Annotated in this window: 25 protein-coding genes; 14 read left to right on the forward strand and 11 right to left on the reverse strand. The window is 53.1% G+C overall.

Annotated elements, in window-relative coordinates:
* Nucleotides 1–6 precede the first annotated feature (6 nt).
* The 8 genes from WBJ47_RS01650 (at nt 7) to WBJ47_RS01685 (ending at nt 7,725) form a co-directional block, all read left to right on the forward strand.
* Nucleotides 7–1,224: a CaiB/BaiF CoA transferase family protein gene (locus WBJ47_RS01650; RefSeq protein ID WP_422244932.1), complete on the forward strand. Its 1,218-nt coding sequence runs from the start codon at nt 7–9 to the stop codon at nt 1,222–1,224.
* Complete coding sequence (locus WBJ47_RS01655; protein WP_422244934.1) at nt 1,224–2,348, forward strand: CaiB/BaiF CoA transferase family protein; 1,125 nt, start codon at nt 1,224–1,226, stop codon at nt 2,346–2,348. The genes WBJ47_RS01650 and WBJ47_RS01655 overlap by 1 nt, the downstream gene beginning before the upstream one ends.
* Nucleotides 2,349–2,376: 28 nt before the next feature.
* The gene (locus tag WBJ47_RS01660) at nt 2,377–3,543 is read left to right on the forward strand and encodes an acyl-CoA dehydrogenase family protein (RefSeq protein WP_422244936.1); all 1,167 of its coding nucleotides are present in this window, start codon (nt 2,377–2,379) and stop codon (nt 3,541–3,543) included.
* Nucleotides 3,544–3,552: 9 nt separating this feature from the next.
* On the forward strand, nt 3,553–4,005 hold the full coding sequence (locus tag WBJ47_RS01665) for a MaoC family dehydratase (protein WP_422244938.1): 453 nt from the start codon (nt 3,553–3,555) through the stop codon (nt 4,003–4,005).
* A 19-nt stretch (nt 4,006–4,024) separates the two neighbouring features.
* Nucleotides 4,025–5,305, forward strand: coding sequence for an MFS transporter (locus WBJ47_RS01670; protein WP_422244939.1), 1,281 nt, complete (start codon nt 4,025–4,027; stop codon nt 5,303–5,305).
* A gap of 8 nt (nt 5,306–5,313) precedes the next feature.
* Nucleotides 5,314–5,898: a histidine phosphatase family protein gene (locus tag WBJ47_RS01675; RefSeq protein ID WP_422244941.1), complete on the forward strand. Its 585-nt coding sequence runs from the start codon at nt 5,314–5,316 to the stop codon at nt 5,896–5,898.
* Between the two features lie 68 nt (nt 5,899–5,966).
* Entirely contained in the window at nt 5,967–6,797 is an 831-nt protein-coding gene (locus tag WBJ47_RS01680) for an undecaprenyl-diphosphate phosphatase (RefSeq protein ID WP_422244943.1), read from the forward strand.
* Between the two features lie 55 nt (nt 6,798–6,852).
* Nucleotides 6,853–7,725, forward strand: a complete 873-nt coding sequence (locus WBJ47_RS01685) for a fumarylacetoacetate hydrolase family protein (RefSeq protein ID WP_422244944.1) — start codon at nt 6,853–6,855, stop codon at nt 7,723–7,725.
* Between the two features lie 102 nt (nt 7,726–7,827).
* Here the strand turns inward: WBJ47_RS01685 and WBJ47_RS01690 are convergent, their stop codons facing one another.
* Entirely contained in the window at nt 7,828–9,024 is a 1,197-nt protein-coding gene (locus WBJ47_RS01690; RefSeq protein ID WP_422244945.1) for a CaiB/BaiF CoA transferase family protein, read from the reverse strand.
* Between the two features lie 120 nt (nt 9,025–9,144).
* Between WBJ47_RS01690 and WBJ47_RS01695 the strand changes: the two genes are divergently transcribed.
* Nucleotides 9,145–9,927 carry an enoyl-CoA hydratase gene (locus tag WBJ47_RS01695; RefSeq protein ID WP_422244946.1) on the forward strand — a complete coding sequence of 261 codons (783 nt, stop codon included), beginning with the start codon at nt 9,145–9,147 and terminating at the stop codon, nt 9,925–9,927.
* Between the two features lie 32 nt (nt 9,928–9,959).
* Here the strand turns inward: WBJ47_RS01695 and WBJ47_RS01700 are convergent, their stop codons facing one another.
* From WBJ47_RS01700 to WBJ47_RS01710, 3 genes are read right to left on the reverse strand one after another with little or no spacing between them, the layout of a single operon-like run.
* Nucleotides 9,960–10,748, reverse strand: a complete 789-nt coding sequence (locus WBJ47_RS01700) for a hypothetical protein (RefSeq protein ID WP_422244947.1) — start codon at nt 10,746–10,748, stop codon at nt 9,960–9,962.
* Nucleotides 10,749–10,772: 24 nt separating this feature from the next.
* On the reverse strand, nt 10,773–11,222 hold the full coding sequence (locus tag WBJ47_RS01705) for an acyl-CoA thioesterase (protein WP_422244948.1): 450 nt from the start codon (nt 11,220–11,222) through the stop codon (nt 10,773–10,775).
* Nucleotides 11,223–11,245: 23 nt separating this feature from the next.
* Nucleotides 11,246–12,472: an MFS transporter gene (locus WBJ47_RS01710; protein WP_422244950.1), complete on the reverse strand. Its 1,227-nt coding sequence runs from the start codon at nt 12,470–12,472 to the stop codon at nt 11,246–11,248.
* Nucleotides 12,473–12,612: 140 nt separating this feature from the next.
* Here WBJ47_RS01710 and WBJ47_RS01715 point away from each other — a divergent pair, with 140 nt between their 5' ends.
* The 3 genes from WBJ47_RS01715 to WBJ47_RS01725 are packed head-to-tail and all read left to right on the forward strand — an operon-like array spanning nt 12,613 to nt 16,660.
* Nucleotides 12,613–14,010 carry a M20 family metallopeptidase gene (locus WBJ47_RS01715; protein WP_422244952.1) on the forward strand — a complete coding sequence of 466 codons (1,398 nt, stop codon included), beginning with the start codon at nt 12,613–12,615 and terminating at the stop codon, nt 14,008–14,010.
* Nucleotides 14,011–14,061: 51 nt separating this feature from the next.
* Nucleotides 14,062–15,522 (forward strand): N-acyl-D-amino-acid deacylase family protein, encoded by a 1,461-nt coding sequence (locus tag WBJ47_RS01720; RefSeq protein ID WP_422244954.1) that lies wholly within the window; start codon nt 14,062–14,064, stop codon nt 15,520–15,522.
* 46 nt (nt 15,523–15,568) lie between these two features.
* The gene (locus WBJ47_RS01725; protein ID WP_422244955.1) at nt 15,569–16,660 is read left to right on the forward strand and encodes a DUF6817 domain-containing protein; all 1,092 of its coding nucleotides are present in this window, start codon (nt 15,569–15,571) and stop codon (nt 16,658–16,660) included.
* Here WBJ47_RS01725 and cho read toward each other — a convergent pair whose 3' ends face one another.
* The 3 genes from cho to WBJ47_RS01740 are packed head-to-tail and all read right to left on the reverse strand — an operon-like array spanning nt 16,661 to nt 19,979.
* Nucleotides 16,661–17,515 (reverse strand): excinuclease Cho, encoded by an 855-nt coding sequence (cho, locus tag WBJ47_RS01730; protein ID WP_422244957.1) that lies wholly within the window; start codon nt 17,513–17,515, stop codon nt 16,661–16,663.
* Between the two features lie 14 nt (nt 17,516–17,529).
* On the reverse strand, nt 17,530–19,140 hold the full coding sequence (locus WBJ47_RS01735; protein WP_422244959.1) for an NAD(P)/FAD-dependent oxidoreductase: 1,611 nt from the start codon (nt 19,138–19,140) through the stop codon (nt 17,530–17,532).
* Between the two features lie 56 nt (nt 19,141–19,196).
* Nucleotides 19,197–19,979 carry a fumarylacetoacetate hydrolase family protein gene (locus WBJ47_RS01740; protein ID WP_422244961.1) on the reverse strand — a complete coding sequence of 261 codons (783 nt, stop codon included), beginning with the start codon at nt 19,977–19,979 and terminating at the stop codon, nt 19,197–19,199.
* Between the two features lie 88 nt (nt 19,980–20,067).
* Between WBJ47_RS01740 and WBJ47_RS01745 the strand changes: the two genes are divergently transcribed.
* The gene (locus WBJ47_RS01745) at nt 20,068–20,604 is read left to right on the forward strand and encodes a YaeQ family protein (protein WP_422244963.1); all 537 of its coding nucleotides are present in this window, start codon (nt 20,068–20,070) and stop codon (nt 20,602–20,604) included.
* Nucleotides 20,605–20,622: 18 nt separating this feature from the next.
* On the opposite strand, the gene WBJ47_RS01750 is transcribed toward WBJ47_RS01745, so the two are convergent.
* From WBJ47_RS01750 to WBJ47_RS01765, 4 genes are all read right to left on the reverse strand, one after another.
* Nucleotides 20,623–21,342 carry a haloacid dehalogenase type II gene (locus WBJ47_RS01750; RefSeq protein WP_422244965.1) on the reverse strand — a complete coding sequence of 240 codons (720 nt, stop codon included), beginning with the start codon at nt 21,340–21,342 and terminating at the stop codon, nt 20,623–20,625.
* A gap of 16 nt (nt 21,343–21,358) precedes the next feature.
* Entirely contained in the window at nt 21,359–22,132 is a 774-nt protein-coding gene (locus WBJ47_RS01755; RefSeq protein ID WP_422244966.1) for an SDR family NAD(P)-dependent oxidoreductase, read from the reverse strand.
* 71 nt (nt 22,133–22,203) lie between these two features.
* Complete coding sequence (locus WBJ47_RS01760; RefSeq protein ID WP_422244967.1) at nt 22,204–22,866, reverse strand: DsbA family oxidoreductase; 663 nt, start codon at nt 22,864–22,866, stop codon at nt 22,204–22,206.
* On the reverse strand, nt 22,860–24,068 hold the full coding sequence (locus tag WBJ47_RS01765) for an ammonium transporter (protein WP_422244968.1): 1,209 nt from the start codon (nt 24,066–24,068) through the stop codon (nt 22,860–22,862). The genes WBJ47_RS01760 and WBJ47_RS01765 overlap by 7 nt, the downstream gene beginning before the upstream one ends.
* 150 nt (nt 24,069–24,218) lie before the next feature.
* Between WBJ47_RS01765 and WBJ47_RS01770 the strand changes: the two genes are divergently transcribed.
* Nucleotides 24,219–25,307 carry an isocitrate/isopropylmalate dehydrogenase family protein gene (locus tag WBJ47_RS01770; RefSeq protein WP_422244970.1) on the forward strand — a complete coding sequence of 363 codons (1,089 nt, stop codon included), beginning with the start codon at nt 24,219–24,221 and terminating at the stop codon, nt 25,305–25,307.
* The last annotated feature ends 4 nt before the right edge of the window (nt 25,308–25,311 follow it).

Raw genomic sequence — 25,311 nt, forward strand, 5'->3', positions numbered from 1 at the left:
ACGATCATGGTAGGTCCTTTGGATGGTGTGCGTGTCATTGATATGACATCGATTTTGATGGGGCCGTATGCGGCACAGTTGATGGGCGACATGGGTGCTGATGTCATCAAAGTCGAATCCCCCCAAGGAGATATGGTGCGCGACGTCGGACCGATGTTACATCCACGCATGGGCTCGCTTTATCTGCACGTCAACCGCAGCAAGCGCGGCATGGTGCTCGATGTCAAACAACCCGAGGGCCTTGAGGCGATCAAAAAACTGATCGCAACCGCTGATATCTTGCTATATAACGTGCGGCCTCAAGCGATGGCCCGACTGGGCTTGAGCTACGAAGTCGTCAGTGAAATCAATCCCCGTATTTTGTACGCAGGGACTTTTGGTTTCGGTCAGGATGGTCCCTATGCGCACAAGCCGGCCTTTGATGATCTGATTCAGGGGGCGATTGGTTTGCCGTCCTTGATCAAGCAAGCGGGTTCGGACGTGCCTCGTTATGTACCTTCCAACCTTGTTGATCGCACGGTAGGGCTCTATGCCACCTCTTCTATTTGTGCCGCGTTGTACCACCGTGAAAAAACCGGACGCGGACAGCGGATCGATATTCCGATGTTTGAAACAATGATCAGTCACTTGCTCAGTGATCATATTGGTGGCAAAACCTTTGACCCGCAGTTTGGACCTCCAGGCTATCCGCGTTTGTTGGCGCCTGAACGACGGCCTTATAAAACCTCGGACAGTTATGTTTGCGCCGTGATTTATAACGACAAGCAGTGGGCCTCATTTTTTAGTGCGATTGGTCGATTGGATATTTTTGAAAATGATCCGCGTTTTAAAAACTTGAGTATTCGCACGCAGCACATCAATGATTTGCAGGGCTTGGTGGCTAAATTCTTTCTGGAGCGCACCACGCAAGAGTGGCTCAATCTGCTTGAAAAAGCTGATATCCCCAGTATGCCGTTGCATGACCTTGAAACGATTTTTGAAGATCCGCATCTCGAAGCGATTCATTTCTTTCAGTGGGAAGACCACCCCTCAGAGGGGCGTATTCGTCGCGTGGATGTCCCCACCACATGGTCTGAAAGCCAACCTGTGGCGGGGCGTCCTGCGCCGATGTTGGGACAGCATAGCGAAGAAATTTTGCGTGAGTTGGGCTATAGCGATGAATCAATTGCTTCCTTTATCCGCCAAGGTGTCACGCAGACTGCCGTGATGCCCAAGGAAGCGTAATGACGGTGGATCAGAGTTCGGCATGGCAGCCTTTGAAAGGCGTTCGCATCGCTGATTTCTCTGTGCTGTTGCCTGGTCCGCTTTCGACAGTGTTGTTGGCAGATCTGGGTGCAGAGGTTGTGAAAATCGAATCACCTCATGGCGATCCTGCCAGGAGTCTCTTGCCCGGCGTGTTTAATACGCTCAATCGAAATAAACGCGGTGTGATGCTTGATCTCAAGGATCCGGCGAATGCAACGCGTGTGGCTGAGTTGATGCGCTGGGCCGATGTGGTCGTCGAGTCTTTTCGACCTGGGGTAGCCGCGCGTATCGGGATTGGCTTGGAGGTGGCGCGCAGCCACAACCCTAAAATTATTTATTGCTCAATGTCCGGTTTTGGTCAGGATGGACCTTGGCGTGCCAAGTCAGGCCATGATCTGACCTATAGCGCAGCGGCGGGGGCGATGTCACATTCAGGGAGTTGGGGCCAAGCTCCAGCGCGTTCAGGCTTGCCGGTCGGCGATCTCGTGGCGGGCATGATGGCTTCAAATGCTATTCTCGCAGCGCTCCGTGAACGCGATCTCACGGGTCAATCTGCCCATCTTGATCTCAGTATTTTCGAGTCGATGTTTTTCTGTGCCGCAACGCGACACGGTTTGGACGAGCAGGTCGATCTCACTGGTCATTTATTTCCTGGCAATGATTTGTATCAAACGGCGGATGGTCAAACACTCGCACTGGGCTTGATGGAAGATCATTATTGGCAAGTGTTCTGTGATCGCACGGCTTCTTTAGCAGGCGGCCTTTCTGAGTGTCGGGACTTGGATGAGCAAGCACGTCGGACACGCGGCGATGAGCTGACCACTCAGCTCAAGGCCTTGGTGCGTTCACAAACACTAGAGCAATGGTGTCAGAGACTAGAAGGCAGCGATATTCCCTTTGAAGTCTGCGTGACGCCGGCACAAGCGGCGAACTCTGCGCACTTGCGCACAAGGGTGCGGGTGGCACAACAAGAGGATCAGAAATTTGTTCCATTTCCCGTGACGGTCAATGGTCGGCGGCGTCCTGCAGTGTCGCGCGTGAGTCCAAGGATTGGTCAGGAAACAGAAGATTTTTTTAATGAACTTCAAAGCGCTCAACAATGAGCTAATTTAAAAGTATCAGGGAGTGACGATGGATTTTTCTTTTTCACAAGAACAGCAGACGATTCGCGAAGCGATCAATAAAATCTGTGCACAGTTCGATGATCAGTATTGGTTGGAAAAAGATCGTAACGGTGGCTTTCCTGTGGAGTTGCATCAGGCGCTCGCCAAAGACGGCTGGCTGGGAATTTGTATTCCTGAGCAATACGGTGGTTCAGGCCTAGGAATCACCGAAGCCACCATCATGATGCAAGCCATCAGTGAATCCGGTGCCGGCATGACCGGTGCCTCATCCGTGCATATGAATATCTTTGGTTTAAACCCTGTCGTACAGTTCGCGACCGAAGAGCAAAAAATGCGGATGCTGCCGCCTTTGATTGAGGGCCGCGAGCGTGCCTGTTTTGCGGTGACCGAGCCCAACACAGGGCTCAACACCACCCAGCTCAAAGTAAAAGCGGACCGCCAGGGTGATCATTATGTGTTGAGTGGAACCAAGGTATGGATTTCGACTGCGCAGGTCGCCGAGAAAATGCTGATCTTGGCGCGTACGACACCGCTTGAAGAATGCAAAAAACACACCGATGGCTTGAGCCTGTTTTATACCGATCTTGATCGCAATTTTGTGCGTGTGCACGAGATTGAGAAAATGGGTCGTAAAGCGGTGGACTCAAACGAGTTGTTCATCGATGGGCTCAAGGTGCCGGTCGAGGACCGAATTGGCGAGGAAGGCAAAGGCTTTCACTACATCATGCACGGGATGAATGCCGAGCGCATCCTGATTGCTGCCGAAGGTATTGGTTTGGGACGCGCGGCGCTTAAGCGTGCAACTGAATACGCCAAGGAACGGATTGTGTTTGATCGTCCAATCGGGATGAATCAAGGCATTCAACATCCGCTCGCCGCAAACTGGATGGAGCTGGAGGCCGCGAATCTGATGGTGTTTAACGCTGCGACACTGTTTGACAAAGGTGAGTCGTGTGGCGCGCAAGCCAATGCGGCCAAATACCTAGCAGGCGAAGCCGGCTTTAATGCGTGTCAGCAAGCGGTGATGACGCATGGTGGGTTTGGCTACGCCAAGGAATACCATGTGGAGCGCTATTTGCGCGAAGTCCTGATCACACGTATCGCTCCCGTGAGTCCTCAGTTGGTGTTGTGCTTTATTGCCGAGCGCGTGCTGGGCTTACCCAAATCCTATTAGGAGATTGTGATGGCTGGTTTGTATTTCGAAGAATTTGAAGTGGGTCAGGTGTTTAAACATGCGATGACGCGCACCGTGACTGAAATGGACAATGTGTTGTTTTCGACCTTGACCATGAATCCACAGCCCTTGCATCTGGATGCTGAGTTTGCTTCCAAGACTGAGTTTGGGCGAATCTTAGTCAACAGCTTGTTTACATTAGGCTTGGTGATCGGGATCTCGGTCGGTGAAACCACGCTTGGCACGACAATTGCCAATCTAGGGATGACGGATACGCGTTTTCCAAGTCCCGTGTTTTATGGCGATACGATCCGTGTGGAGACTACGATTGTGTCCAAGCGTCTGAGTAAGTCGCGCAGCGATGCAGGTATTGTCGAGTTTGAACACCATGGGATCAATCAGCGTGGAGAGATCGTGTGTATCTGTCGTCGTTCTGGTTTTATGAAGTGCAAACCAGTTTGATGCAAGTGTCAAAAAAACGATGATGTGGCAAGCGGGACCGAGACGACAACTGCCCGACGCCAAAATGGCGTTGGTGGTCCTGTTGATTTGCTTTGTCTTCAACATGCTTGGGCGTGGGATCGGCGATACCTACGTGACGTTTCTGTTGCCGCTTGAGACTGAGTTTGGGTGGACCCGCTCCGAGCTTTCGAGTGTCTACAGTATCTATATGGTCGCGAATGGTTTGTCTGCTCCATTTGTAGGCATCCTGTTCGATCGCTGGGGACCTCGTCTGGTTTACTTGTTAGGTGTGGGCAGCCTGGGTCTCGGATACTTTTTAGCGGGCAATCTGACGCAGTTGTGGCAGTTTCATCTGTGTATCGGTGTGGCGGGTGGCATTGGTATCTCCGCCATCGGCATGGTGCCTTCTGCCAGTTTGATTAGCCGATGGTTTCCTCATAGCACCAGCACAGCGATTGGTATTGCTTATGCAGGCTTTGGTGCGGGAACGCTTGTCTTGGTGCCGTTCGCGCAATATCTCAATCAAGCAGTGGGATGGCGTGATGCCTATCATGTGATGGGTGGTAGCTTGCTGATCGCCTTGCCCATCGTCATGTTGTTGCCCTGGCGCGTCATTCGCGCTGGCTATGGCGCGCGTGAGAAGCTCAGGAATAGTCAACGTGCTGTCGATGATGCCTTTACGAATGCCAATACATCTGTTCAACCAAAGTCTTCGCCCTTGCGCGCGGCATTGCGACACTCTGGTTTCTGGGGTTTAGCCCAAGCGTTCTTTTTTACCTCGGTGGTGGTCTATACCGTTCTGGTGCAAATGATCGCTTATCTGGTCTCAACGGGATTCACGCCGATTGAGGCTGCGAGTGCGTTTGGCTTTGCGGGTATGTTGTCTGTACTGGGTGTGGGTTCGGCGGGTCGCCTGGCGGATGTGTTGGGCCCGAGGCGAACTGCGACACTCACCTTTATGTGCACCACACTCGGTCTCGCGAGTTTGTTGGCATTGAGTTATTTTCCCTCCCACTGGTTTTTGATGTCGTTTGTGGTGTTCTTTGGGATCGCGCAGGGCGCGAGGGGGCCGATTATTTCTGGCCTGTGCTCCAAGCTGTTTCCAGGCCCCGGTTTGGCCACCATATACGGCGTAGCCTATGCCTGTATGTCGGTCGGTGCGGCAACGGGAGCGATGATGTCTGGCTTTTTATATGACTGGACTGGGGGTTATCAGGCAAGCATTATTTTTTCCATGTTAAACGTCATCCTGGCGGTTTCACCGTTCTGGGTTTATCGTGAACTCAGAAAGTTTGGTTGAGCGAGAGCATGAAAAAATCATTGTTGATGATGCTGTTATCTGTCTGTACGGCAATCTTTTCCTGGCCAGCGCAGAGCTCGTCTCTGTTGAGTGCGCTCACGGATGGGCAGCACGTATTGATGATTCGCCACGCAGATGCCCCGGGCTATAGCGATCCGCCAGGCTTCAAGCTAGGTGATTGTTCCACGCAAAGAAATCTGGGTGAGCGTGGTCGCAAACAAGCAAACGAACTGGGCGTTTGGCTCAAGCGCCAAGGTATCGAGTCCGCAGTCGTGCTCAGTAGCGCATGGTGTCGCTGCGAGGAGACCGCAAGTTTGTTGGCCTTAGGCGCTGTGACAACCGTTGCTGAACTCGGTTCCTTTTTTCAAAGTATGAGCGATTCAGGTCCGCAAACACGCGCACTCAGGGTCTTGCTCGCACAGCGGTTCAAGGCGTCTGCACCGCAAAAACCCATGATTTTGGTCACGCATCAGGTCAATATTTCAGCATTTGCTGGGGCCTCTGTGGGCCAAGGGGAGGTGTTGTTGGTCAAAATCGGCACAAACGGTGAGTTTGTTTCTGCTCGGTCAATTGCGACTCCAACCTCCGACTGAGTGTTGACCGCTTCAATTGCGGTGATAATGTCGATTCTTTAGAGAGCGAGTTTAGGGGCAAGATCGGCATGACCGAGCAAACAATCTATTTGTGGAAAGCGTTTTTTCTAGGCATCGTAGAGGGCATCACCGAGTTTTTGCCCATTTCGAGCACTGGCCATTTAATTCTCTTTGGTGACTGGATCAGCTTTGAGTCAAACGAGGCCAAAGTTTTTGAAGTGGTGATTCAGCTCGGCTCAATTTTGGCTGTTGTATGGATTTTTCGTCATCGCTTGTTCCAGATGGTTCGAGGCACACTGCGTCTTGAGCCTGTCGAAGTCGCCTTTACGCGTAACTTATTGATCGCTTTTTTGCCTTCCGCGATTGTTGGGCTCTTGTTCATCAAGGCGATCAAGGCTTTGTTTTTTCATCCTGGCGTGGTGGTCGTCACCCTAGTGTTGGGTGGCTTGATTATGCTTTGGGTAGAGCGCAAACGTCCCGCTAACAGTGCAGATGCACCCGCCAATCAAGTGCAAACCATTGAAAAAATCACCTGGAAACAAGCCTTGATCGTGGGCTGTGCGCAATGTCTCGCAATGGTGCCGGGTACTTCTCGCTCGGGCTCGACCATCATTGCTGGCATGCTCTCTGGCATTCAACGCAAGACCGCGACAGAGTTTTCATTCTTTCTTGCGATTCCAACGATGTTGGCGGCAGCCGTCTATGATTTTTACAAGCATGCACATTTGCTGAGTCAGCAAGATATGTTGGCGATCGCTGTGGGCTTTGTCAGTGCGTTTGTGTGCGCGTTGGTGGTGGTGCGCGCCATTCTTGTATTTGTGTCTCGACACACCTATCGTGCGTTTGCGTGGTACCGAATCGCATTGGGCCTGGTGGTGGGTGCGTGGCTCTGGATATAAGACGTTAGGTGTTCATTTTGAGTTGAAGTCATTAAAAAAATAAAGGAGAGTGAGAATGCGTTTATTTAGCTATTTAGATCAGAACAATCAAAAACGTGTGGGCGTGCTGAAAGCCGCGGGTTCGCAGGAGTTCGTGGATTTGGCGGCAACCGATGCCACGCTACCCAAGAGTTTGTTGGAGATTATTGCTACGCCGGGTGCGATGGATCGTGCTCAGCAGGCTACGAAAAGCGCCTCAGCGGTGGTGCAGTCTCTCAAGGATGTACGTTTCATTCCCCTGATTGATCGTCCTAGCAAAATTGTTTGTCTGGGTTTGAACTATGCAGATCACGCAGCAGAAGGTGGTCACGCGCGTCCGGAGTACCCAAGCTTTTTTATGCGTGGACCAAGCTCCATGGTGGGTCACCTTGAGCCTATGATTCGTCCCAAGGCTTCGGATAAGTTTGACTTTGAAGCGGAGCTTGCCTTTGTGGTGGGCAAGTCAGGACGTCATCTGACTGCTGAAAACGCACTTGAGCATATCGCAGGCTATAGCGTATTTAATGACGGAAGTCTGCGCGACTATCAGCGCAAATCAACGCAGTGGACAATTGGTAAAAACTTTGACGCGACCGGTGGTTTTGGACCTTGGTTGGTCACGCCCGACGAGTTGCCACCGGGTGCCGACGGTTTGCGTATTCAGTCCCGTCTCAACGGCCAGATTATGCAAGACGCCAACACCAAGAGCTTTCTGTGGGGTGTCGTAGAGACGTTGGTGCTGATTACCGAATGTATGACGCTTGAGCCAGGTGATGTCGTGATCACAGGTACGCCAGCTGGTGTAGGCTATGCCAGAAAACCACCTGTTTTCATGAAGCAGGGCGATACGATCGAAGTCGAAATCGAAGGTGTTGGTTTGCTGAGCAATCCCATCGTTGATGAAAAATAAAATGCATGGATCGCACTTTTAAAATTTGCTTTTAAAAGTATTGCGATCAAAAAAGGGGACCCCGTGGTGTCCCCTTTTTTATTGACGCACACTGCGAGCGACTTAGACCACGCCTTGCTCTTGGAACTTAGCGATTTCGTCGGCAGAGTAGCCAACCTCTGACAACACCTCTTGCGTATGCTCACCCCATTGTGGTGCTGTGGTGACCACATCGGCAGGGGTGCGGCTCAAGGTTGCAGGCTGAGTAATAAAGCCTTTTTCATTGCCCGCTTTGTCTTTGACCATTTTCGAGATGTTCGCTTGCTTGACGTGTTTGTCCGCAAACATCTGTGGCACGTTGTAAACCGGACCGGCTGGCACGCCTGCGTTATTCAGTGCCTCGACCCAATACTCGACGGTGTTGGTGCGGAACACTTCATTCAGAATCTTGTTGCAGCGCGTACGGTTTACTGTACGGGATTTTTCGTTCGCAAAATCTGGATCGGCGATCCACTCGGGATGCTGAACCAATTCACATAAACGCACCCAGTTGCCTTGGCCAGAAGCGCCAAGGTTAAAGGCGCCGTCGCTGGCTTCGAACAGACCCATCGGCGTGGAGGTGGGATGGTCGTTGCCCGCCTGACCTGCGACATCGCCCTCATTGAGGTAGCGCGCCGCCTGGAAGTCCATCATGGCGATTTGGGCGTGCAACAGCGAAGCGTGGACCCATTGGCCTTTGCCAGAGCGTTCGCGCTCTAGCAGTGCTGTCAGGATGCCGATACCAGCGTAGAGTCCTGCGCTCATATCCGCGACAGCCAGACCAGCCCGGACGGGTCCTTGGCCTGGAATGCCGGTCACGGACATCAGACCACCCATGCCTTGCATAATTTGGTCGAAACCAGGGCGTGAGGCGTAGGGGCCTTCTTGTCCAAAGCCAGAGATACTGGCCAAAATAATGCGAGGATTGACCTTGGCCAGGGACTCATAGTCGATGCCGAGTTTCTTTTTGATATCAGGACGCCAGTTTTCGACCACAACGTCGGCTGTCTTGACTAGGCGCATCATAATGTCGAGCGCACCAGGTTTTTTCAAGTTGAGCGTCATCGCCCGCTTGTTGCGGTTGAGGTTCTGAAAATCGCCGCCTTCGCGGTTGCCGGCAAACATCCCTTCGTTAGGGTCGACGCCTTTCGGAGGTTCGATACGGATTACATCCGCGCCAAAGTCGGCCAATAAGCGCACGCAGTTTGGACCCGCACGCACGCGCGACATATCAAGAACACGAAGATTGGAGAGTGCAGAAGAAGCCTGAATTTTGGACATGGTTTTTTTATAGGTGATGAATAATGAACTGTATGTTTTATATGTTGCTTTGAGAATTATTGCAAGAGATACTAGGGGGCTTAAAAAGATAACAGACAACGATTATTTAAAAGGACTTTCATGGCTGAGTTATTGATCACCAAAAATGCAGCGGTTGGCACGATTACGATCTCCAATCCCAACAAAATGAATGCGATGTCGGTCCAGATGTGGACAGACCTGCCAAAGGCCATCCGCGCCTTTGATGCTGACCCCGAGGTGCGTGTCATCGTCATTACGGGTCAGGGTGAAAAAGCCTTCGTATCGGGGGCAGATATTTCTCAGTTCGATACTTTGCGTAGCTCGCCGCAGACACAAAAAGACTACGAAGACGCTGTGGCGGACTCGATGATTGCGCCGCTTGAATGTTCCAAGCCCGTCATCGCGAAAATTCGTGGTTTTTGTTTTGGTGGTGGGTTGGGTTTGGCAGCGGCTTGTGACATCCGTATTTGTTCAGATAATTCCAGCTTCAGAATGCCTGCGGCGCGCTTGGGTCTGGGTTATGGACACACGGGTATCAAGCGTTTCACCGATGTGATTGGTTTGGCCAATGCCACAGATATTTTTGTGACAGCCCGTCGCTTTGATGCCCCAGACGCGCTACGTATGGGTTTTGTGTCGCGCGTGTGTTCTGTAGAGGAAATTGACGCAGTGGTCGACCAGTACACCCAAGCGATTTCTGACAATGCGCCATTGACCGTGGCAGCCAGTAAGTTCATCGTCCGTACGGTGTGCGCGCACCCTTCTGAGCAGGATATTCCCCGTGCTGAGGAAATGGTTAAAAAGTGTTTCGCTAGCGAGGACTTTAAAGAAGGACGCGCCGCCTTTATGGAAAAGCGGCCCGCCCAATTTAAAGGTCGTTAATCAGGCAGCGGCTGTTGAGAGACAGCCGTCGCTTATGCGAGCTCTCTTTTTGGAAACTGCATCAGCATAATCGCAACACCATCCGCGCTGGCGTGGATGGTGGGTGCAGCCTCATCAGGTGCGACAAAAACCAGCGAGCGCTCGGTGGCGGCTTGACCATTGATCTGACAGTGCCCCCGCATGACGAGCCAATACTGTCCTCGACCTTCTGCCGGTGAAGGGCCCGCAATCGCAGCCTCGCCCGTGGTTTGAAAAAGCGTACACACCAGACCATCATCTTCTTGGGGCACGATGGTCTGCGTCAGCACACCCTCGATATTCTTTGGGCCGTCCGCATCCCCGAGCAACGCAGGGATAGATCCCAGGCCGTGACGATAGGACTTTGTCCGACCTTTGAGCGCCTCGCGATGCTCAGGCATCCAGCGAGCGCCAGGATCCCAGCCGTTACGCAGAGTTAAGTACTCGACGCCTGTGCTGTCGGCATGAATAGGGGCATAGGGCGTGAATGCCATGGCATAGTGCACCGTCAGACCCTCAATGGGTTTGATGCCAAATTTGCCTTCGCCGGCCATAAAGACTTGAAACTGATCCGCCTGATGATAGTGACCAGGAATCATGCTGTTGGCGCCTTGCTCGACTAAAAAGGCGATTGGCTCAAGCGGTGGTGGAAAAGCCTCGGGCGTACGCGCTGGCAAGCCTTTTGCGCGGCGCTCCACAGAGTTGATCCCCACATAAGACGAGATCCAGGTGTCTGTGCCATTGGGTAAGCGATAGTGATGGCGTTCATTGCGCGCCTGTTCTTTTGTGACAACAGTCGTCATGTCTGAAATATCTCCAACAATCAATTAAAAGTTTTGAGCCGCGAGGCGAAAGCTCTCGGGTACAGCAACAGGGCGCTGCGAAGCACGATTGACACAGACGTGCACAAACTGACCTTGTGCGGCCGCCTCGTCTGATTCGTCATTAAACACCGCGACCTCATAGGCGATTGAGCTGCGTCCCAAGCGACCGATACGCACGCCGACTTGAATCACGCCGGGTGAAGAGATTTGACGAAAATAGCGGCACTCTGAGGCGACGACAAGTGTTTGATATTCGCCCGCTAACGTTGAACGCATGTCGACATGTAATAAAAATCCGTCGACCGCTGTGTCAAAAAATGAGTAGTAGTGGGCATTGTTGATATGCCCATAGGAGTCGTTATCCGCCCAGCGCAAGGTAATCATTTCAAAAAACTTGAAATCGCTTTTTGACAGCGGGCCGGCGCGAGGTGTCTCTGCAGTCTGTTCGTTCATCACAATCATCTAAAGTAGTTTGATTAAGCAGGTCGGTACTTGGTTGAAATCATGCACAAGGCCACAAAAACGCACAATCCCAAGGTCCAAGACAGCCACAGGACGTTTGATCCCCAGTCAGTCAAGGCGAGTCCAAATAAAAAGGGCGCGGCGGCTTGCGCAAACTTTGACGGCATCATGAGCCATCCTTGTCGTTGCCCATATCCCTTTGTACCAAAAATTGCGAGAGGTAAGGTGCCGCGGGCGATGATCAGGATCCCGTTCCCAATGCCGTGCAAAATGACAAAAGCCATTGCAAAAGGGGCGCCAAACACCAGCAACAACGCACCACCAATCGGGTGTGTCAAGGCCGCGAGACGGGTGCTCACGAGCGGATGCCAACGCCGCATAAAAAAGAAATCGATCAATCTGCCCAAGACTTGGGAAGGACCGACTAAAGAACCAATCGTGAAGGCCACGGCAAGAGGCACACCCATACCCTCAAGCATGCGAGGCATATGGATCATCAGCCCCATGCCAACGAAAGAGTTGGCGGCAAACACAAAAGCCAGCAGGAAGGCGGTGTATTTGTTTGGGATGGGTGCTGGCTCAGTGATTGGTGGTGGAGTCAGGGGGGCGGACGTGGCGGAGGCAGGCGAGACGCCACCTTCTGGCGCCGCAGTGTTAAGCGCCCGCTCGGCGCTCGCACTCAGCGGGCTAGGCAACAGGGCGTTGAGCGGTAAACCGACCAGTATATGGACGCAGGCCCAAAACCAGCACACCCCGCTCCAGCCGAATTTGCTCTCGACGTAAACGGATACCGTCCAAGCCACAAAGCTCGCGAAGCCCGCGATCAGTGTCACCCCAGTAATTGGGTTGCGCGAGCTCTTACCAAAGAGGCGGACAATTGCTGAAAAAGCGACCTCAAACAGGCCCGTGGCCATGCCTAACCCCAAGATGGCATAGCCAAACAGGACGCTCCACATGCCCTCGGCAAAGCCAAGACAGGTCAGTCCCAAGGCAAAAATCAAGTTCGACAGCATCAGAACGGGTCGGCCACCAAAGCGGTCTACCATTTTTCCCGCGAGTGGTCCTGCCAAGGCTGACACGCCCAGGGCGATGGAAAACCCGGCAAACAAGACGGCAGGAGGCAGTCCGAGATCCCTGCTAGCGGGAATGGCGATGACGGCGGGAAGGTAGTGCGCGCCGGCGCTGGCAATCACTTGAGCCGCGCCAGTGACGCTGACGGCGCGATAAATACGAGAGGACATGCGTTTGTCTTGTCTGTCTAGGGGTTATTTTTTCCTTATTGTCCACTTTAAATGACTCAAAATATTGGGTTAAAGGCGAGGTTGTGCGATTCGGTGCCAAGCTTTAAGCTTGTGCAACACTTTTTCCTGTGAGCACACCCATGAGCCGTCAGCAAGCCATTGATTTAGCTACCGCCTATTTTGACCAGGGTCAATTCCAAACGACGCTTGAGCGCCGTGTCGCGATTCCGACTGAAAGTCAGGAGCCTGGAAAGATACCTGTACTGACCGCATACCTCACCGAAGAGCTCTCGCCGCTTCTGGTCAAGCTCGGTTTCGACTGCAAAATCGTTCCAAATCCGATTGAGGGTGGCGCACCTTTCTTGGTCGCGAGTCGCACCGAGCCGGAAGCAAACTTTACGGTCTTGACCTATGGCCATGGTGACGTGGTGCGCGGTTACGCTCCGCAATGGCACGAAGGACTCGCACCTTGGACGTTAAGCATTCGCGGCGACCGTTGGTATGGTCGCGGCACGGCAGACAATAAAGGTCAACACACCATTAATCTCGCCGCGCTCGAGCAAGTGATCACCGCAAGGCAGGGCAAGCTGGGCTACAACGTGACCTTGCTCATCGAGATGGGCGAGGAAATGGGCTCGCCAGGTTTACGCGAGATGTGTACGCTACACGGTGATTTACTCAAAGCTGATTTATTCCTGGCTTCTGATGGTCCGCGCGTATCGGCCTCGCGTCCAACCCTTTTCTTGGGCTCGCGCGGCGCGTTTAATTTCGAACTGCGCCTGAACGTGCGTGAGGGTGGTCATCACTCCGGCAACTGGGGTGGTTTGCTTAAAAATCCGGGCATCCGACTGGCGCATGCAATCGCCTCGATGGTGGATCCCAAGGGCCGTATTTTGGTGCCAAAGTTGTTGCCGAGTTCGTTGCCTGACAATGTGCGCCGTGCCTTGGCCAACATCCAGGTGGGCGGTGGCCCGAACGATCCTGAAATCGATCCTGATTGGGCTGAGCCCGGCTTGACACCGACTGAGCGAGTCTTCGCTTGGAATACCTTTGAAACACTCGCATTTAAAACGGGTAATCCTGACGCACCTGTAAACGCTATTCCGGGCTATGCCATTGCGTTCTGTCAGTTGCGTTATGTTGTGGGTAGTGACAACCAAAACTTTTTAAAGCATATTCGCGACCATCTGGATGCGCATGGTTTTACGGATGTCGAGGCCTTGCCCAGTCGTGGTGAGGCTGCTGAAGCCACCCGTCTGGATCCTGATAATGCCTGGGTCAAAATGGCGGCCGCCTCCATCACGCAGACAACCGGCAAAGAAGTCGACGTCTTGCCGAATTTAGGCGGGACCTTGCCCAATGACGCTTTTTCAAAAATCCTGGCTTTACCCACCGTATGGGTGCCGCACTCTTATGCGGCATGTTCCCAGCACGCTCCAAATGAACATATGCTGGGCTCAGTCGCCCGCGAGTCTCTGCAGTTGATGGCAGGCTTGTTCTGGGATTTGGGTGATAAGGGCGCCAAGATCGCAGCGTGAGAAGTTGTGTCAAGCGTACCGCAGGTTTCAATCTATCTGGAGTTGTAAAAGATGAGCACACAGTTTGATTTGCTGATTAAAAATGCCACCGTGGTCGATGGCACCGGTGCGGACCGATTTACAGGCGATATTGGTATCAATGGCGATCGCATTGCCAAGATTGGCGATCTCTCAGCTTGCACGGGAAAGCAGGAAATCGACTTAAAGGGTCAGGTCGCGGCGCCTGGTTTCATCGATGCGCATACGCACGACGATCGGATGATGCTCTCAAGTCCTGAGATGACACCAAAGGTCAGCCAAGGTGTGACCACGATTATTGGCGGCAATTGCGGAGTGTCGCTCGCGCCGATGCCACGACCGATTCCTGACCCTGTGACGCCTCCGCTCAACTTGCTGGATGATGTGGGTCATTGGTTTAAATACCGAAGCTTCAAAGAATATTTAGATGCTTTGCGCGCCGAACCGTCAACGACCAATCGCGCCATGCTGGTGGGTCATACCACTTTGCGGGTTGCGACCATGGATGATTTGGAAAAGCCTGCAACGCCTGCTCAGATCGAGCAGATGCGTGAGCTTGTAGTGGAGGCCATGCAAGCCGGTGCGATTGGTGTATCAACAGGTTTGTTTTACGAGCCTGCTGTCGCAGCTCCCACCGAGGAAGTCATCGAGATTTGTCGCCCCTTGAAGGAATACAACGGCTTGTATTGCACACATATGCGCGATGAAGCGGATGGCGTGATGGACTCGCTAGAGGAGACGTTTCGCATTGGTCGCGAAGTGGACGTGCCGGTCGTGATTTCTCATCACAAGGTGATCGGTGCGAAAAATTACGGTCGTTCGGACGAGACGTTAGAGTTTATCCGCAAGAGTATGGCCAAGCAGCCGATCTGTTTGGATTGCTATCCCTACACAGCTGGCTCTACAGTGTTATCGATGAGTCGGGCAATCACCTCCGCGCGTGTCATCGTGACGTGGTCGAAAACCTTGCCTGAATATGCAGGTCAGGATCTGGACAAGATCGCAGAGAAAATGGGTGTCACGCAAGAAGAGGCGGTTGAGCGCCTGTTGCCTGCAGGCGCCATTTATTTCCGGATGGATGAAGGCGATGTCCAGAAAATCATGCAGTTCGCTCCCACGATGATTGGTTCGGATGGTTTGCCGCACGACGCTTCGCCGCATCCACGCTTGTGGTCTACCTTCCCCCGTGTGCTCGGTCACTATCGGCGCGGTCTGGGTCTTTTTTCACTTGAGACCGCCGTGCACAAAATGACGGGTCTGACGGCCGTTAACTTTGGTCTGACAGATCGCGGTGTCTTGAAAGAAGGCGCTTTCGCAGATTTGACTTTGTTTAACGAAGAAACGGTCGATGAAGTCGCGACCTACGAAAACCCGATCGCGATGGCGCGCGGGATCAACACAGTGATCGTCAATGGCGCAGTGGTCTGGGATCAGGGCAAGGCAACAGGTGCAAGACCGGGTCGTGTGCTGTCCCGGCCCGCCGCAGCACACTAAGCTGATATCTCTACTTCTTATACCGACATTATTTAGGACACGACGCATGACCACGCTTTTGCCGACCCTTGATCCGTCTCAACTTGCTCGGGCAATCAGCCTGCTGGACGAGGAGTGGTTGCAGCACGACCCCGATTTCGGTCCGGTAATGCCCTTGGTGCTTGGTCGAGGTGTTGGCCAGGATTGGCACAAGGCCGGTACTTTTCGGCATCATCTAATCGGTGTGACACGGACGTTGACATTGTGGCAGCAACCCAAGCATGTGCGTCAGCTTGGGCTCTTGCACAGCGTATATGGAAACGCCCACGTCGATCTCATGAAGTTCGATCCAAAAAGCGAACGGGGTCGTCTGCAAGAGGCCGTCGGTGAGGATGCGGAGCGGCTGATCCATTTGTTTTGTGTCATGTCGCGCACTGAGTTTCTGGGAGAACTATTCAAAGGCAACTTGAAGGACGATGGCAGTTTGACCATCACGCTGCAAGGTGCGCCTTTTGTCTTGCCTGCACGTGATGTGGCAGCTTTTATCGTCGTCAGCATGGCTGATATCTGCGAGCAATGGTACAGCTGGCAAGATGATATTTATATGGGCTATCCCGATTATAAAGCTCAGCCTGCTCAACAGCATTGGGCCGCAGCGCTTTGGCCAGGTCCCATGCGTCCCACGACCTATCGGTGGGGTCAGATTTCGCGCCTGGGGAATTTTCTGCAACATCCTGCCTTAAAAAACCAGTTGCCACAGCCTCCCGTGTTTGACCATGGCCGTCAGGTCATGGCACCCGGCGACGAAGCCGCCGCTGCGGCCCTGTATTGGTCGGTGATGCAACAAAGCCAGCCACTGATGTCGCCGACCGCAACAGCGGCGGTGCTTGAGCAAGCCATCAAGCTCAACCCTTGGGTGGCCGAGCCCTATATGGTGTTGTCGCAGCTCCATATGACAGAGCGCAACTTTGATTTGGGTCGTCAGTATGCAGAGGCCGGTGTGCAAATGGCGGCCTGTTGGGGTAATTCTTGGGACAAGCGGATTGGTTGGGACGGCTGGATGTCTTGGGGGCGAGTGTTGTTACAGTCCGCTCAAAAACGTCAATGGCCCGAAACGCTGAACAAACTGAACAACGTTGCCTTGACGCCGGAGCTTTAATTAAAGCTCAATGATTTGCGCAGAGCCGTTCATGATGGGTTTGCATAAAATTTTGTAGCCATCGCTATCAAAGCCGGGTGCTGTCAGATGCAGCGTCCGCGCTTGCTCTACAGTCGCGACACTCCCCAGATAAAACCAGTTTTTGACGACATGAATCTGTGTCTCGTCATCCAAGGTTTCGATCAAGCCGATCGCGCCTGAATAGGGCCAGCAAATGACTCGACTGTGGGAGAGGCTGTCAAGAAGTCGCCTGCGATGTGCGGCGTGAGTTTCTTGGCCATGACAAGCCCCCGCGCAGCGGTTGAGCATTGCCCGAAAGCAGGGTCGATCACCCGAAAGTTTTTCAAGGCCAAGCACGCTCAAGCAAAGCCGTTGTTCATCAGCAATATTTTTGAGTGCTTCAAGTGCGGCATGCCGACTCGCATATAAACCGTACAAATCAGGTGTGTTAGAAAAGTCGATTTGATTCGAATAGACTACTTCGGGTTTGTCACCGTCAATACGCAGTGAGCACATTTGTCTGCTACGGCGCAATTTTTGATTAAAGAGCGGTTGCTGCTCTTTAATCAATCTGGCTTCAAGTAACAACGCACCGATTTCACCCGTTGTACGGATACAGGTGATTTTTTCAGTTTGCTTGAGCATGCGTGCTTCATCTGCAGTCCGCAGATGAGACATCACGCGCGAACGGATGTTGACGCTTTTCCCGATATACAACGGCAAATCACCAGACTCACCGTGAAAAATATAAACACCTGGTGTGCTGGGTAGATCCGAGATGCTTTCACGTAAGTGTGTGGGATATTCGTAGCCAAGCGTGGCATCAAAGTCCGTGCGCCGCGCGACACGTTTCATGACTGGTTGAACACCTAACCGGACACGTAGCTGAGAGCTAAGGCCTCGGCTACGCGAATCCCATCGACGCCTGCCGACAAAATACCGCCTGCATAGCCAGCCCCTTCACCTGCGGGATACAGACCTTTGACATTGAGACTTTGGAAGTCCGCTCCACGTGTCATCCTTAAGGGGGAGGACGTTCTGGTCTCCACGCCAGTCAAGATGGCATCGTGCATGGAAAAACCTTTAATTTGTTTTTCAAAGGCAGGAATCGCCTCGCGGATGGCTTCGATGGCATAGTCGGGCAGGCTGGTCGCCAAGTCTGTCAAGTGAACGCCAGGCTTGTAAGAGGGGATCACGCTCCCGAGTTCAGTCGAGGCGCGACCCATCAAAAAGTCACCCACGAGTTGGCCGGGTGCTTCGTAGTTACTGCCGCCCAAGACATAGGCGTGCGATTCGATTTGTCGTTGAAAGTCGAGGCCTGCAAGCGGCCCGCCTGGATAATCTTCGGGTGTGATGCCGACCACGATGCCCGCGTTGGCGTTGCGCTCGTTGCGTGAGTACTGGCTCATGCCGTTTGTGACGACACGATTGGGCTCAGAGGTTGCGGCCACGACAGTACCTCCTGGGCACATGCAGAAACTGTAGACGGCTCGACCATTGCTGGCATGATGCACGAGCTTGTAGTCCGCAGCGCCGATAAGCGTGTTGCCTGCGTAGGGTCCGAGGCGCGCGCGATCAATCAAAGATTGTGGATGCTCGATCCGAAAACCGACTGAAAACGGTTTGGCTTCCATATAGACGCCCGCATCATGCAAGACCTTAAAGGTGTCACGGGCGCTATGTCCGAGTGCGACGATGACATGATCAGCCGCGAGTACTTCGCCGCTTTCGAGTTGAACAGCGCGAATCTGCTGCTGCTCGATCTCGAAACCTACGACTTTTTGTGAAAAACGAATCTCTCCGCCCAACGCGATGATTTCTTCTCGCATTTTTTCAACCACACCGACCAGACGAAAGGTACCGATATGCGGTTTGGCGACGTAAAGGATTTCTTCGGGTGCACCGGCTTTGACAAACTCTCGGATGACTTTGCGACCGTAAAACTTTGGGTCTTTAATCTGGCTCCAGAGCTTGCCGTCAGAGAACGTCCCGGCTCCGCCTTCGCCAAACTGCACGTTTGATTCGGGATTGAGTATATTTTTACGCCAGAGTTTCCAAGTGTCCTGCGTGCGCTCGCGCACCGCTTTGCCGCGCTCCAGCACAATCGGTTTTAAGCCCATCTGCGCCAACAACAGTGCCGCGAAAATGCCACAGGGACCAAAGCCAATCACCACAGGCCGAGGACGCGCCTGTTTGGTCACATGCGCCGCGGGCAGGACGAATTTATAGTCAGTGTCAGGTGTTGGACGAATATGCGGATCACCACTAAACTTTTTTAATAGCGATTCAGGTTCAGTGACTTCGACATCGACGGTATAGATAAAAGTGAGTGCACTTTTCTTGCGCGCATCGTAACTGCGTTTAAAGATTTCAAAGGACAGCAGTTGCTCAGGTGCGATGGCAAGCCGCTCGAGAATAGCGGTGTGTAACGCATCCTCAGAGTGTTCGAGCGGTAGACGTAATTCGGTAATGTGGATCATAGGGTGAACGATACACAAATTTTGGCTTGGCTGACACGAACACCCCTGTTTAGACGTCAGAGTTGAACCGATACTGACCCAATTCCGTCAAATTGGGCGACCACCAGATCACCCGCCTGTGCCGCAGGCACGCCTGACCAACTGCCTGTCGTCACGATCGCACCCGCGGGTAAGGTTTGGCCGCCCGCTGTCGCGTGACGGACCCAGGAGGGGATCACCCAGCGGGGATCTTGCATCGAGTGGGTGCCAACGAACTCCAACGGCATTTGTTCGCCAATTTTGACCGTGCAGCGCTGTTTGGACCAATCGCGGCGCGCCTCCTGCTCGCCATAGGGTTGCCATTGCCCCACGACCAGCACGCCATGGGATTGCATGTCCGCGAGCTTTAACAGTGCAGCAGTATCGTTACCTTGTTGCCAGCGCGAGTCAACCACCTCGATGGTGACGGTAAAGGCTTCAATCAGCGCATGACCTTGTTCTTGGGTCATGTTGACTGCCTCGGCAGGTGTGACGGCGTGTTTGGTTTTAAATCCAATCTCGATTTCGATCAGCCGCAGATTAAAAGGGTGTGCACCGGCTTGGGCGGGGCTTTTCCAAATGCCCGCATCCAACAAAGGCGTATTTAAAATCTCACCCGTGCGCGAGGGGCCACCTGATTTCCAGTGGCGGGAAATGGGCGTCTGTTGGGGGGCGAGTGCCGCAAGGACGATGTCCTGAACGGCGAGGGCCTCGGCGCTGTTTTGGAGCTTTCCGTCAAACGGGGTTGAGTCGGCGGGTATCTGGTTACGGCGAGCCGTCAACAAGGTCTGGGCAATGGCGTCAATCTGTGGGTTTGTCATGAAATTTCACTAATGAGTGGGTAATCAAGGATAATCCAGATCTTCCCGTCATGGCGTACGAGCGTCTGACTGCACTTTAAGACGACTTATGGCCCTGCGCGCGACTATCTATAAAGCTGAACTCAATGTGGCGGACTCAGACCGTCACTATTATGAGAGTCACACTCTGACGCTGGCGCGTCATCCTTCTGAAACAGACGAAAGGATGATGGTACGCCTCTTGGCGTTCGCCCTGAATGCTCACGAGGACCTGATGTTTACCAAAGGCATCAGCGATGCCGATGAGCCCGACCTCTGGCGTAAAGACCTGACGGGTGCCATTGATCTCTGGATCGAGGTGGGACAGCCAGACGAACGCCGGATTCTAAAAGCTTGTGGGCGTGCAACCGAAGTGGTGATTTATTGCTATGGCGGGCACACCAGCAAGATCTGGTGGGACGCCATTCAAAACAAATTGGCACGTACACGCAACCTCAAGGTTGTGTGTTTACCTTCAGAACAAACCAAAGAGCTCGCGGCCTGGGCTGAGCGCACGATGACCGTGCACGTCAATATTCAGGATGGCGAGCTCTTTGTTTCCTCAGATAAAGGCCAGATCACGCTAGAGCAGCAGATCTGGCGCTAAGCCAGTTTACGCACGCAATTAAACGCCCATCTGGGTCGCCAGATCGCGAATATCCTTGGCGACGATATCCCAGTCATGGGCCGCGACCAGATTGGTTTTCTGGTCTGGACCATGTTCCGTCGGACGAGGCCAGAACGCTGTTTTGAGGCCAACATTGCGCGCTGCCAACAAATCATCGTTATGGGCCGCGCACATCATGACTTCGCCGGGCTCCAGTTGCAAGGCTGCACACACACCCAGATAGGATTGGGGCTGTGGCTTGTAGGCGCGAAACACTTCGGTGGAGAGATTGAGATCCCAGGGCAGGCCGGTGTACTTGGCGATATCGGTCAGCAAAGAGATATTGCCGTTCGATAATGGCGCAATGATGTATTTGCTTTTGAGACGCGTGAGTCCGCCCACCGAATCAGGCCAACCATCGAGTCGGTGCCAGACCTTGTTGACATGTACGCGTTGTGCTTCGGTCATCGCATCAAGACCGAATTCCTTGATCAGGATCTCGAGGGATTCACGATGCAGCACATCGAGAATAGTCCAGGGACGTTTGCCGCTGCGCACAGCTTCCATTGAGGGCTGGTACATTCCGCGCCATTTGACGGCAAAGGCAGTCCAGTCGGCTTCAAAGCCGTTTTCTTGCCCCCAGCGGGTCAGGTCGCGCGTGATGCTGCCGCGCCAGTCAACCACGGAGCCGAACGTATCGAACACCATGGCTTTGACGGTTGTAGTGAGTGATGACATAACGATTGCTCCGTGATTACATCACTGCGGATAAGCCGCCATCCAGGTTGACACTGCTGCCGGTGACATAGCTGCCACCCTCAGACGCCAGAAATGTGACGACATTCGCGACTTCTTCAGCGCGACCCACGCGACCCAGTGGAATATTTTTGCCCATCGTCTCGTACATTTGCTCAACAGGAATGCCTGCTTTTTCAGCTTTGCGCTCGTGTTGTCCGGCTTTGATCAAGCCGATACACACGCTGTTGACCAAGATATTGTTGGGTGCGAACTCTTTCGACAAGGCCTTGGTCATGGCGAGACCGGCTGCGCGCGTGACCGTGGTGGGCATGGATTTTTCTTTGGGCTGTTTGGCGCCAATGTTGGTCACGTTGATGATGCGACCCCAGTTGTTCTTTTTCATTTCTGGGATAGCCAGGCGCGTGAGGCGAATGGCGGCAAACAATTTCAAGTCAAAGTCGGCTTGCCACTTGTCGTCTGTCACGGATTCAAATTCACCTGTCGCAGAGGTGCCTGCGTTGTTAATCAAAATATCCAGGCGACCGTGGGTCTTGAGAATTTCCTGGACCAAGCGTGTGCATTCTGCATCTTGTGAAACGTCTGCCGCAATGGCGGTCACTTTGCCACCGGCCGCACGAATCTCCGCTGCGACTTCGTCCAGCAAGGCTTGGCCACGGGCCGCGATGACGACTGTCGCGCCTTCTTGGGCGAATTTCATCGCAACTGCTTTGCCGATGCCTTGTGAGCCGCCTGTGACCAATGCGACGCGATTATTAAGTTGTAAGTCCATGTGATGTCTCCGTCCTAAATGACCCGAAATCTTAGCGATCGAGTTGTTGTGAAATAGATAATGCGGCTAATTTAATTTTTGTCGTCAGTTTCTGCAGCAATCTGACGCAAGGCCTGTTCAAAGGCTTCGGGAGGTTGCGCACCCTGCAGCAGATAGTGATCGTTGATGATAATCGAGGGCACAGAGTGAATGCCCATGCTGGTGTATTTTTCTTGTTGCGCGCGGACCTCAGCTTTAAATTCCTCGGTGTCCAAAATATTTTTGGCACGCGTCGTATCCAGCCCCGCGCGTTCAACTGCTGCAACCAGATTGCTCTTGTCATCTAAATTAACGGCAAGCGTAAAGTAGGTGATCAACAATTCGCGCTTGAGGCGATGTTGCGCAGCGGGGTCGTACTCGAGCCCCGCCCAGTAAATGAGTCGGTGCGCATCAAAGGTGTTGTAGACGTGCTTGCGACCTTCGGGGTGAAAGGGAAAGCCCACCTCGGCGGCGCGCGCTTTGATGCTGTCTTGTGTCACACGGACCTGCTCCACCGTTTTGCCGTATTTTTGCGTCAGGTGTTCAAATACTTCCTGGCCGCCAGGGGGCATCTGGGGGTTGAGCTCAAACGGTTGAAAATGAATTTCTACCGGAATGCTGTCACCGATATTTTTAAGCGCGATTTCAAGTCCGCCGAGTCCGACCGCGCACCAGGGGCACGCGATATCCGAAACGTAGTCGATTTTAATTACCATGTTTTTTCCGAATCAGGGGTTGCCGAGACGTGGTGGATGCTGAGGTCAGCGCCCGCATATTCGTCTTCAGGATCCATTCTCAAACCAAGGATGAGTTTGAGGGCACCATACACGATTGTTCCGCCTAGCAATGCAATGATGACTGCCACCGCAGTGCCGATGAGCTGCGCAGTCAGACTGACACCACCCAAGCCGCCCAGGGCTTGCTGACCAAAAATGCCGGCAGCAATGCCACCCCAAACACCGCACAAACCATGCAGAGGCCAGACACCCAAGACGTCGTCGATTTTCCAGCGATTTTGTTCAAGAGTAAAGATAAATACAAACAGTGCGCCGGCCGACAAACCCACAAACAGAGCACCTAAGGGGTGCATTAAGTCTGAGCCCGCACAGATGGCCACTAGACCGGCAAGGGGGCCGTTGTAACTAAAGCCTGCGTCATTTTTGCCAAAGAACCAGCCGCCAAGCGTGCCGCCTACCATGGCCATCAAGGAGTTGATCGCAACCAGTCCGCTGATTTTGTCGATGGTTTGTGCGCTCATGACATTGAAGCCAAACCAGCCCACAGTCAAAATCCAGGCACCCAAGGCCAGAAAGGGAACGTTTGACGGAGGGTGAGCCGCGACCTTGCCGTCTTTACGATATCGACCGCTGCGGGCACCGAGCAATAAGATCGCAGGTAGTGCAATCCAGCCACCCACGGCATGCACCACGACCGAGCCCGCAAAGTCATGAAAATCTTCACCGGTGAAGGATTTGATCCAAACTTGAAAGCCGGAAAAGTGGGTGGGATTCCATGCCATGCCTTCAAACAGAGGATAGATGAACCCGACCAACAAAAAGGTGGCGAGAAGTTGAGGATTAAATTTGGCGCGTTCGGCAATGCCGCCAGAAATGATGGCAGGTATGGCTGCAGCAAAGGTCAGTAGAAAAAAGAACTTCACCAGCTCGAAACCATTTTTGGTGGCCAACTGCTCAGCATCCATCCAAAAATTGAGTCCATAAGCCAAGCTGTAGCCGATAAAAAAATACGCGATGGTTGATACTGAAAAATCAACCAGGATTTTGACTAGCGCATTGACTTGATTTTTTTCTCGCACAGTGCCGAGTTCGAGAAAAGCAAAACCAGCGTGCATCGCCAGAATCATGATGGCACCCAGCATGATAAATAAGGTGTCTACACCTGCTTTAATATTTTCCAAGATCATTCCAACCGAAGAGTGGATCGTTACAATTGAGGCTGAATCTTAGCTCGAATGTTTAGGCATATTGTTATAGGCCGAGACGGATCACGAGCCTAAAACAACAAATCACTATTTTGGTGCAAAAAATAACGAAGAGGAGCAAAAACTGTGTCAGCAACATATCAAATCGCAACGATTGAAGGTGACGGCATTGGACCTGAGGTCTGCAGCGCCACGGTGACGGTACTCACAGAAGCCTTGGGTACCGGGGTCATGGACTTTAATCAGTTCCCCGGTGGGGCCTCGCATTACGTCAAGTCTGGCTCCGTGCTTCCCGAGGAAACTTTTGTAGCCTGCCAGACCTCGCATGCCATGCTGCACGGCGCGGCAGGTTTGCCTGAAGTGACCTATCCCGATGGAACTGAGGTGGGCAACGATCTGCATTTGCAGTTGCGCTTCAAGCTGGATTTGTATGCGAACGTCCGTCCGATCCGGTTGTACCAGGGAGACTTTTCGCCACTCAAGAATCGTCATGCGGGTGATATCGATTATGTGATTGTGCGTGAGAACACGGAAGGCCTGTATGCCAGCCGGGGTGCGGGTGTATTGCTGCGCGGTGAGGTGGCGACCGATACCTTGGTGCTGACACGCAAGGGCGTCGAGCGCATCGCCAAGTTTGCTTTTGAGCTGTCGCGCAAGCGGGGCGGTGCTCCCTCTGATCACAAGCGTCGCATGACAGTATGTGACAAAGCCAATATTTTGCGCAGTTATGCTTTCTTTAGATCCATTTGCGACGAAGTGGCGCAGAGTTACCCGGATGTGGCGATTGATTACTCCTACGTAGACGCCATCACGGTGCACTTGGTCAAGCGTCCAGAGTTTTATGACGTGATCGTGGCTGAAAATATGTTTGGCGACATCATTTCAGACTTGGGGGCGGCGACCGTAGGCGGCATGGGCATCGCGCCATCGGGTGAGCTGGGGGATCATCACGGTTTGTTTCAAGGGGCACATGGCTCCGCGCCAGACATTGCGGGCCAAAATATCGCGAGTCCCTTAGCGACTGTCCTGTCAGGGTCTTTCATGTTGCGTTGGCTGGCAGACCGTCATCAGGACGAGAGACTGACGGAGGCCGCCGGTCGTATTGAGCGCGCGGTCGAGCTCACACTCTCTCAGGGCACTGCGATTCCGCGTGATTTGGGTGGTCAGGCTTCTTGTACAGAGGTGACCGAGGCGATTTGCCGCAACTTAAGATAAATAA

It is taken from the genome of Zwartia sp. (assembly GCF_049655405.1).
Classification (GTDB): domain Bacteria; phylum Pseudomonadota; class Gammaproteobacteria; order Burkholderiales; family Burkholderiaceae_B; genus Zwartia.

Excerpts from the sequence above, each read along its gene's own strand:
- WBJ47_RS01700 (WP_422244947.1), bottom strand. The coding sequence starts at position 10,748 with ATGACGACTGTTGTCACAAAAGAACAGGCGCGCAATGAACGCCATCAC.
- WBJ47_RS01675 (WP_422244941.1), top strand. The coding sequence starts at position 5,314 with ATGAAAAAATCATTGTTGATGATGCTGTTATCTGTCTGTACGGCAATC.
- WBJ47_RS01740 (WP_422244961.1), bottom strand. The coding sequence starts at position 19,979 with ATGACAAACCCACAGATTGACGCCATTGCCCAGACCTTGTTGACGGCT.
- WBJ47_RS01745 (WP_422244963.1), top strand. The coding sequence starts at position 20,068 with ATGGCCCTGCGCGCGACTATCTATAAAGCTGAACTCAATGTGGCGGAC.
- WBJ47_RS01705 (WP_422244948.1), bottom strand. The coding sequence starts at position 11,222 with ATGAACGAACAGACTGCAGAGACACCTCGCGCCGGCCCGCTGTCAAAA.
- WBJ47_RS01670 (WP_422244939.1), top strand. The coding sequence starts at position 4,025 with ATGATGTGGCAAGCGGGACCGAGACGACAACTGCCCGACGCCAAAATG.
- cho (WP_422244957.1), bottom strand. The coding sequence starts at position 17,515 with ATGAAACGTGTCGCGCGGCGCACGGACTTTGATGCCACGCTTGGCTAC.
- WBJ47_RS01660 (WP_422244936.1), top strand. The coding sequence starts at position 2,377 with ATGGATTTTTCTTTTTCACAAGAACAGCAGACGATTCGCGAAGCGATC.
- WBJ47_RS01715 (WP_422244952.1), top strand. The coding sequence starts at position 12,613 with ATGAGCCGTCAGCAAGCCATTGATTTAGCTACCGCCTATTTTGACCAG.
- WBJ47_RS01755 (WP_422244966.1), bottom strand. The coding sequence starts at position 22,132 with ATGGACTTACAACTTAATAATCGCGTCGCATTGGTCACAGGCGGCTCA.
- WBJ47_RS01680 (WP_422244943.1), top strand. The coding sequence starts at position 5,967 with ATGACCGAGCAAACAATCTATTTGTGGAAAGCGTTTTTTCTAGGCATC.
- WBJ47_RS01685 (WP_422244944.1), top strand. The coding sequence starts at position 6,853 with ATGCGTTTATTTAGCTATTTAGATCAGAACAATCAAAAACGTGTGGGC.
- WBJ47_RS01725 (WP_422244955.1), top strand. The coding sequence starts at position 15,569 with ATGACCACGCTTTTGCCGACCCTTGATCCGTCTCAACTTGCTCGGGCA.
- WBJ47_RS01735 (WP_422244959.1), bottom strand. The coding sequence starts at position 19,140 with ATGATCCACATTACCGAATTACGTCTACCGCTCGAACACTCTGAGGAT.
- WBJ47_RS01690 (WP_422244945.1), bottom strand. The coding sequence starts at position 9,024 with ATGTCCAAAATTCAGGCTTCTTCTGCACTCTCCAATCTTCGTGTTCTT.
- WBJ47_RS01665 (WP_422244938.1), top strand. The coding sequence starts at position 3,553 with ATGGCTGGTTTGTATTTCGAAGAATTTGAAGTGGGTCAGGTGTTTAAA.
- WBJ47_RS01650 (WP_422244932.1), top strand. The coding sequence starts at position 7 with ATGGTAGGTCCTTTGGATGGTGTGCGTGTCATTGATATGACATCGATT.
- WBJ47_RS01695 (WP_422244946.1), top strand. The coding sequence starts at position 9,145 with ATGGCTGAGTTATTGATCACCAAAAATGCAGCGGTTGGCACGATTACG.
- WBJ47_RS01720 (WP_422244954.1), top strand. The coding sequence starts at position 14,062 with ATGAGCACACAGTTTGATTTGCTGATTAAAAATGCCACCGTGGTCGAT.
- WBJ47_RS01750 (WP_422244965.1), bottom strand. The coding sequence starts at position 21,342 with ATGTCATCACTCACTACAACCGTCAAAGCCATGGTGTTCGATACGTTC.
- WBJ47_RS01760 (WP_422244967.1), bottom strand. The coding sequence starts at position 22,866 with ATGGTAATTAAAATCGACTACGTTTCGGATATCGCGTGCCCCTGGTGC.
- WBJ47_RS01710 (WP_422244950.1), bottom strand. The coding sequence starts at position 12,472 with ATGTCCTCTCGTATTTATCGCGCCGTCAGCGTCACTGGCGCGGCTCAA.
- WBJ47_RS01655 (WP_422244934.1), top strand. The coding sequence starts at position 1,224 with ATGACGGTGGATCAGAGTTCGGCATGGCAGCCTTTGAAAGGCGTTCGC.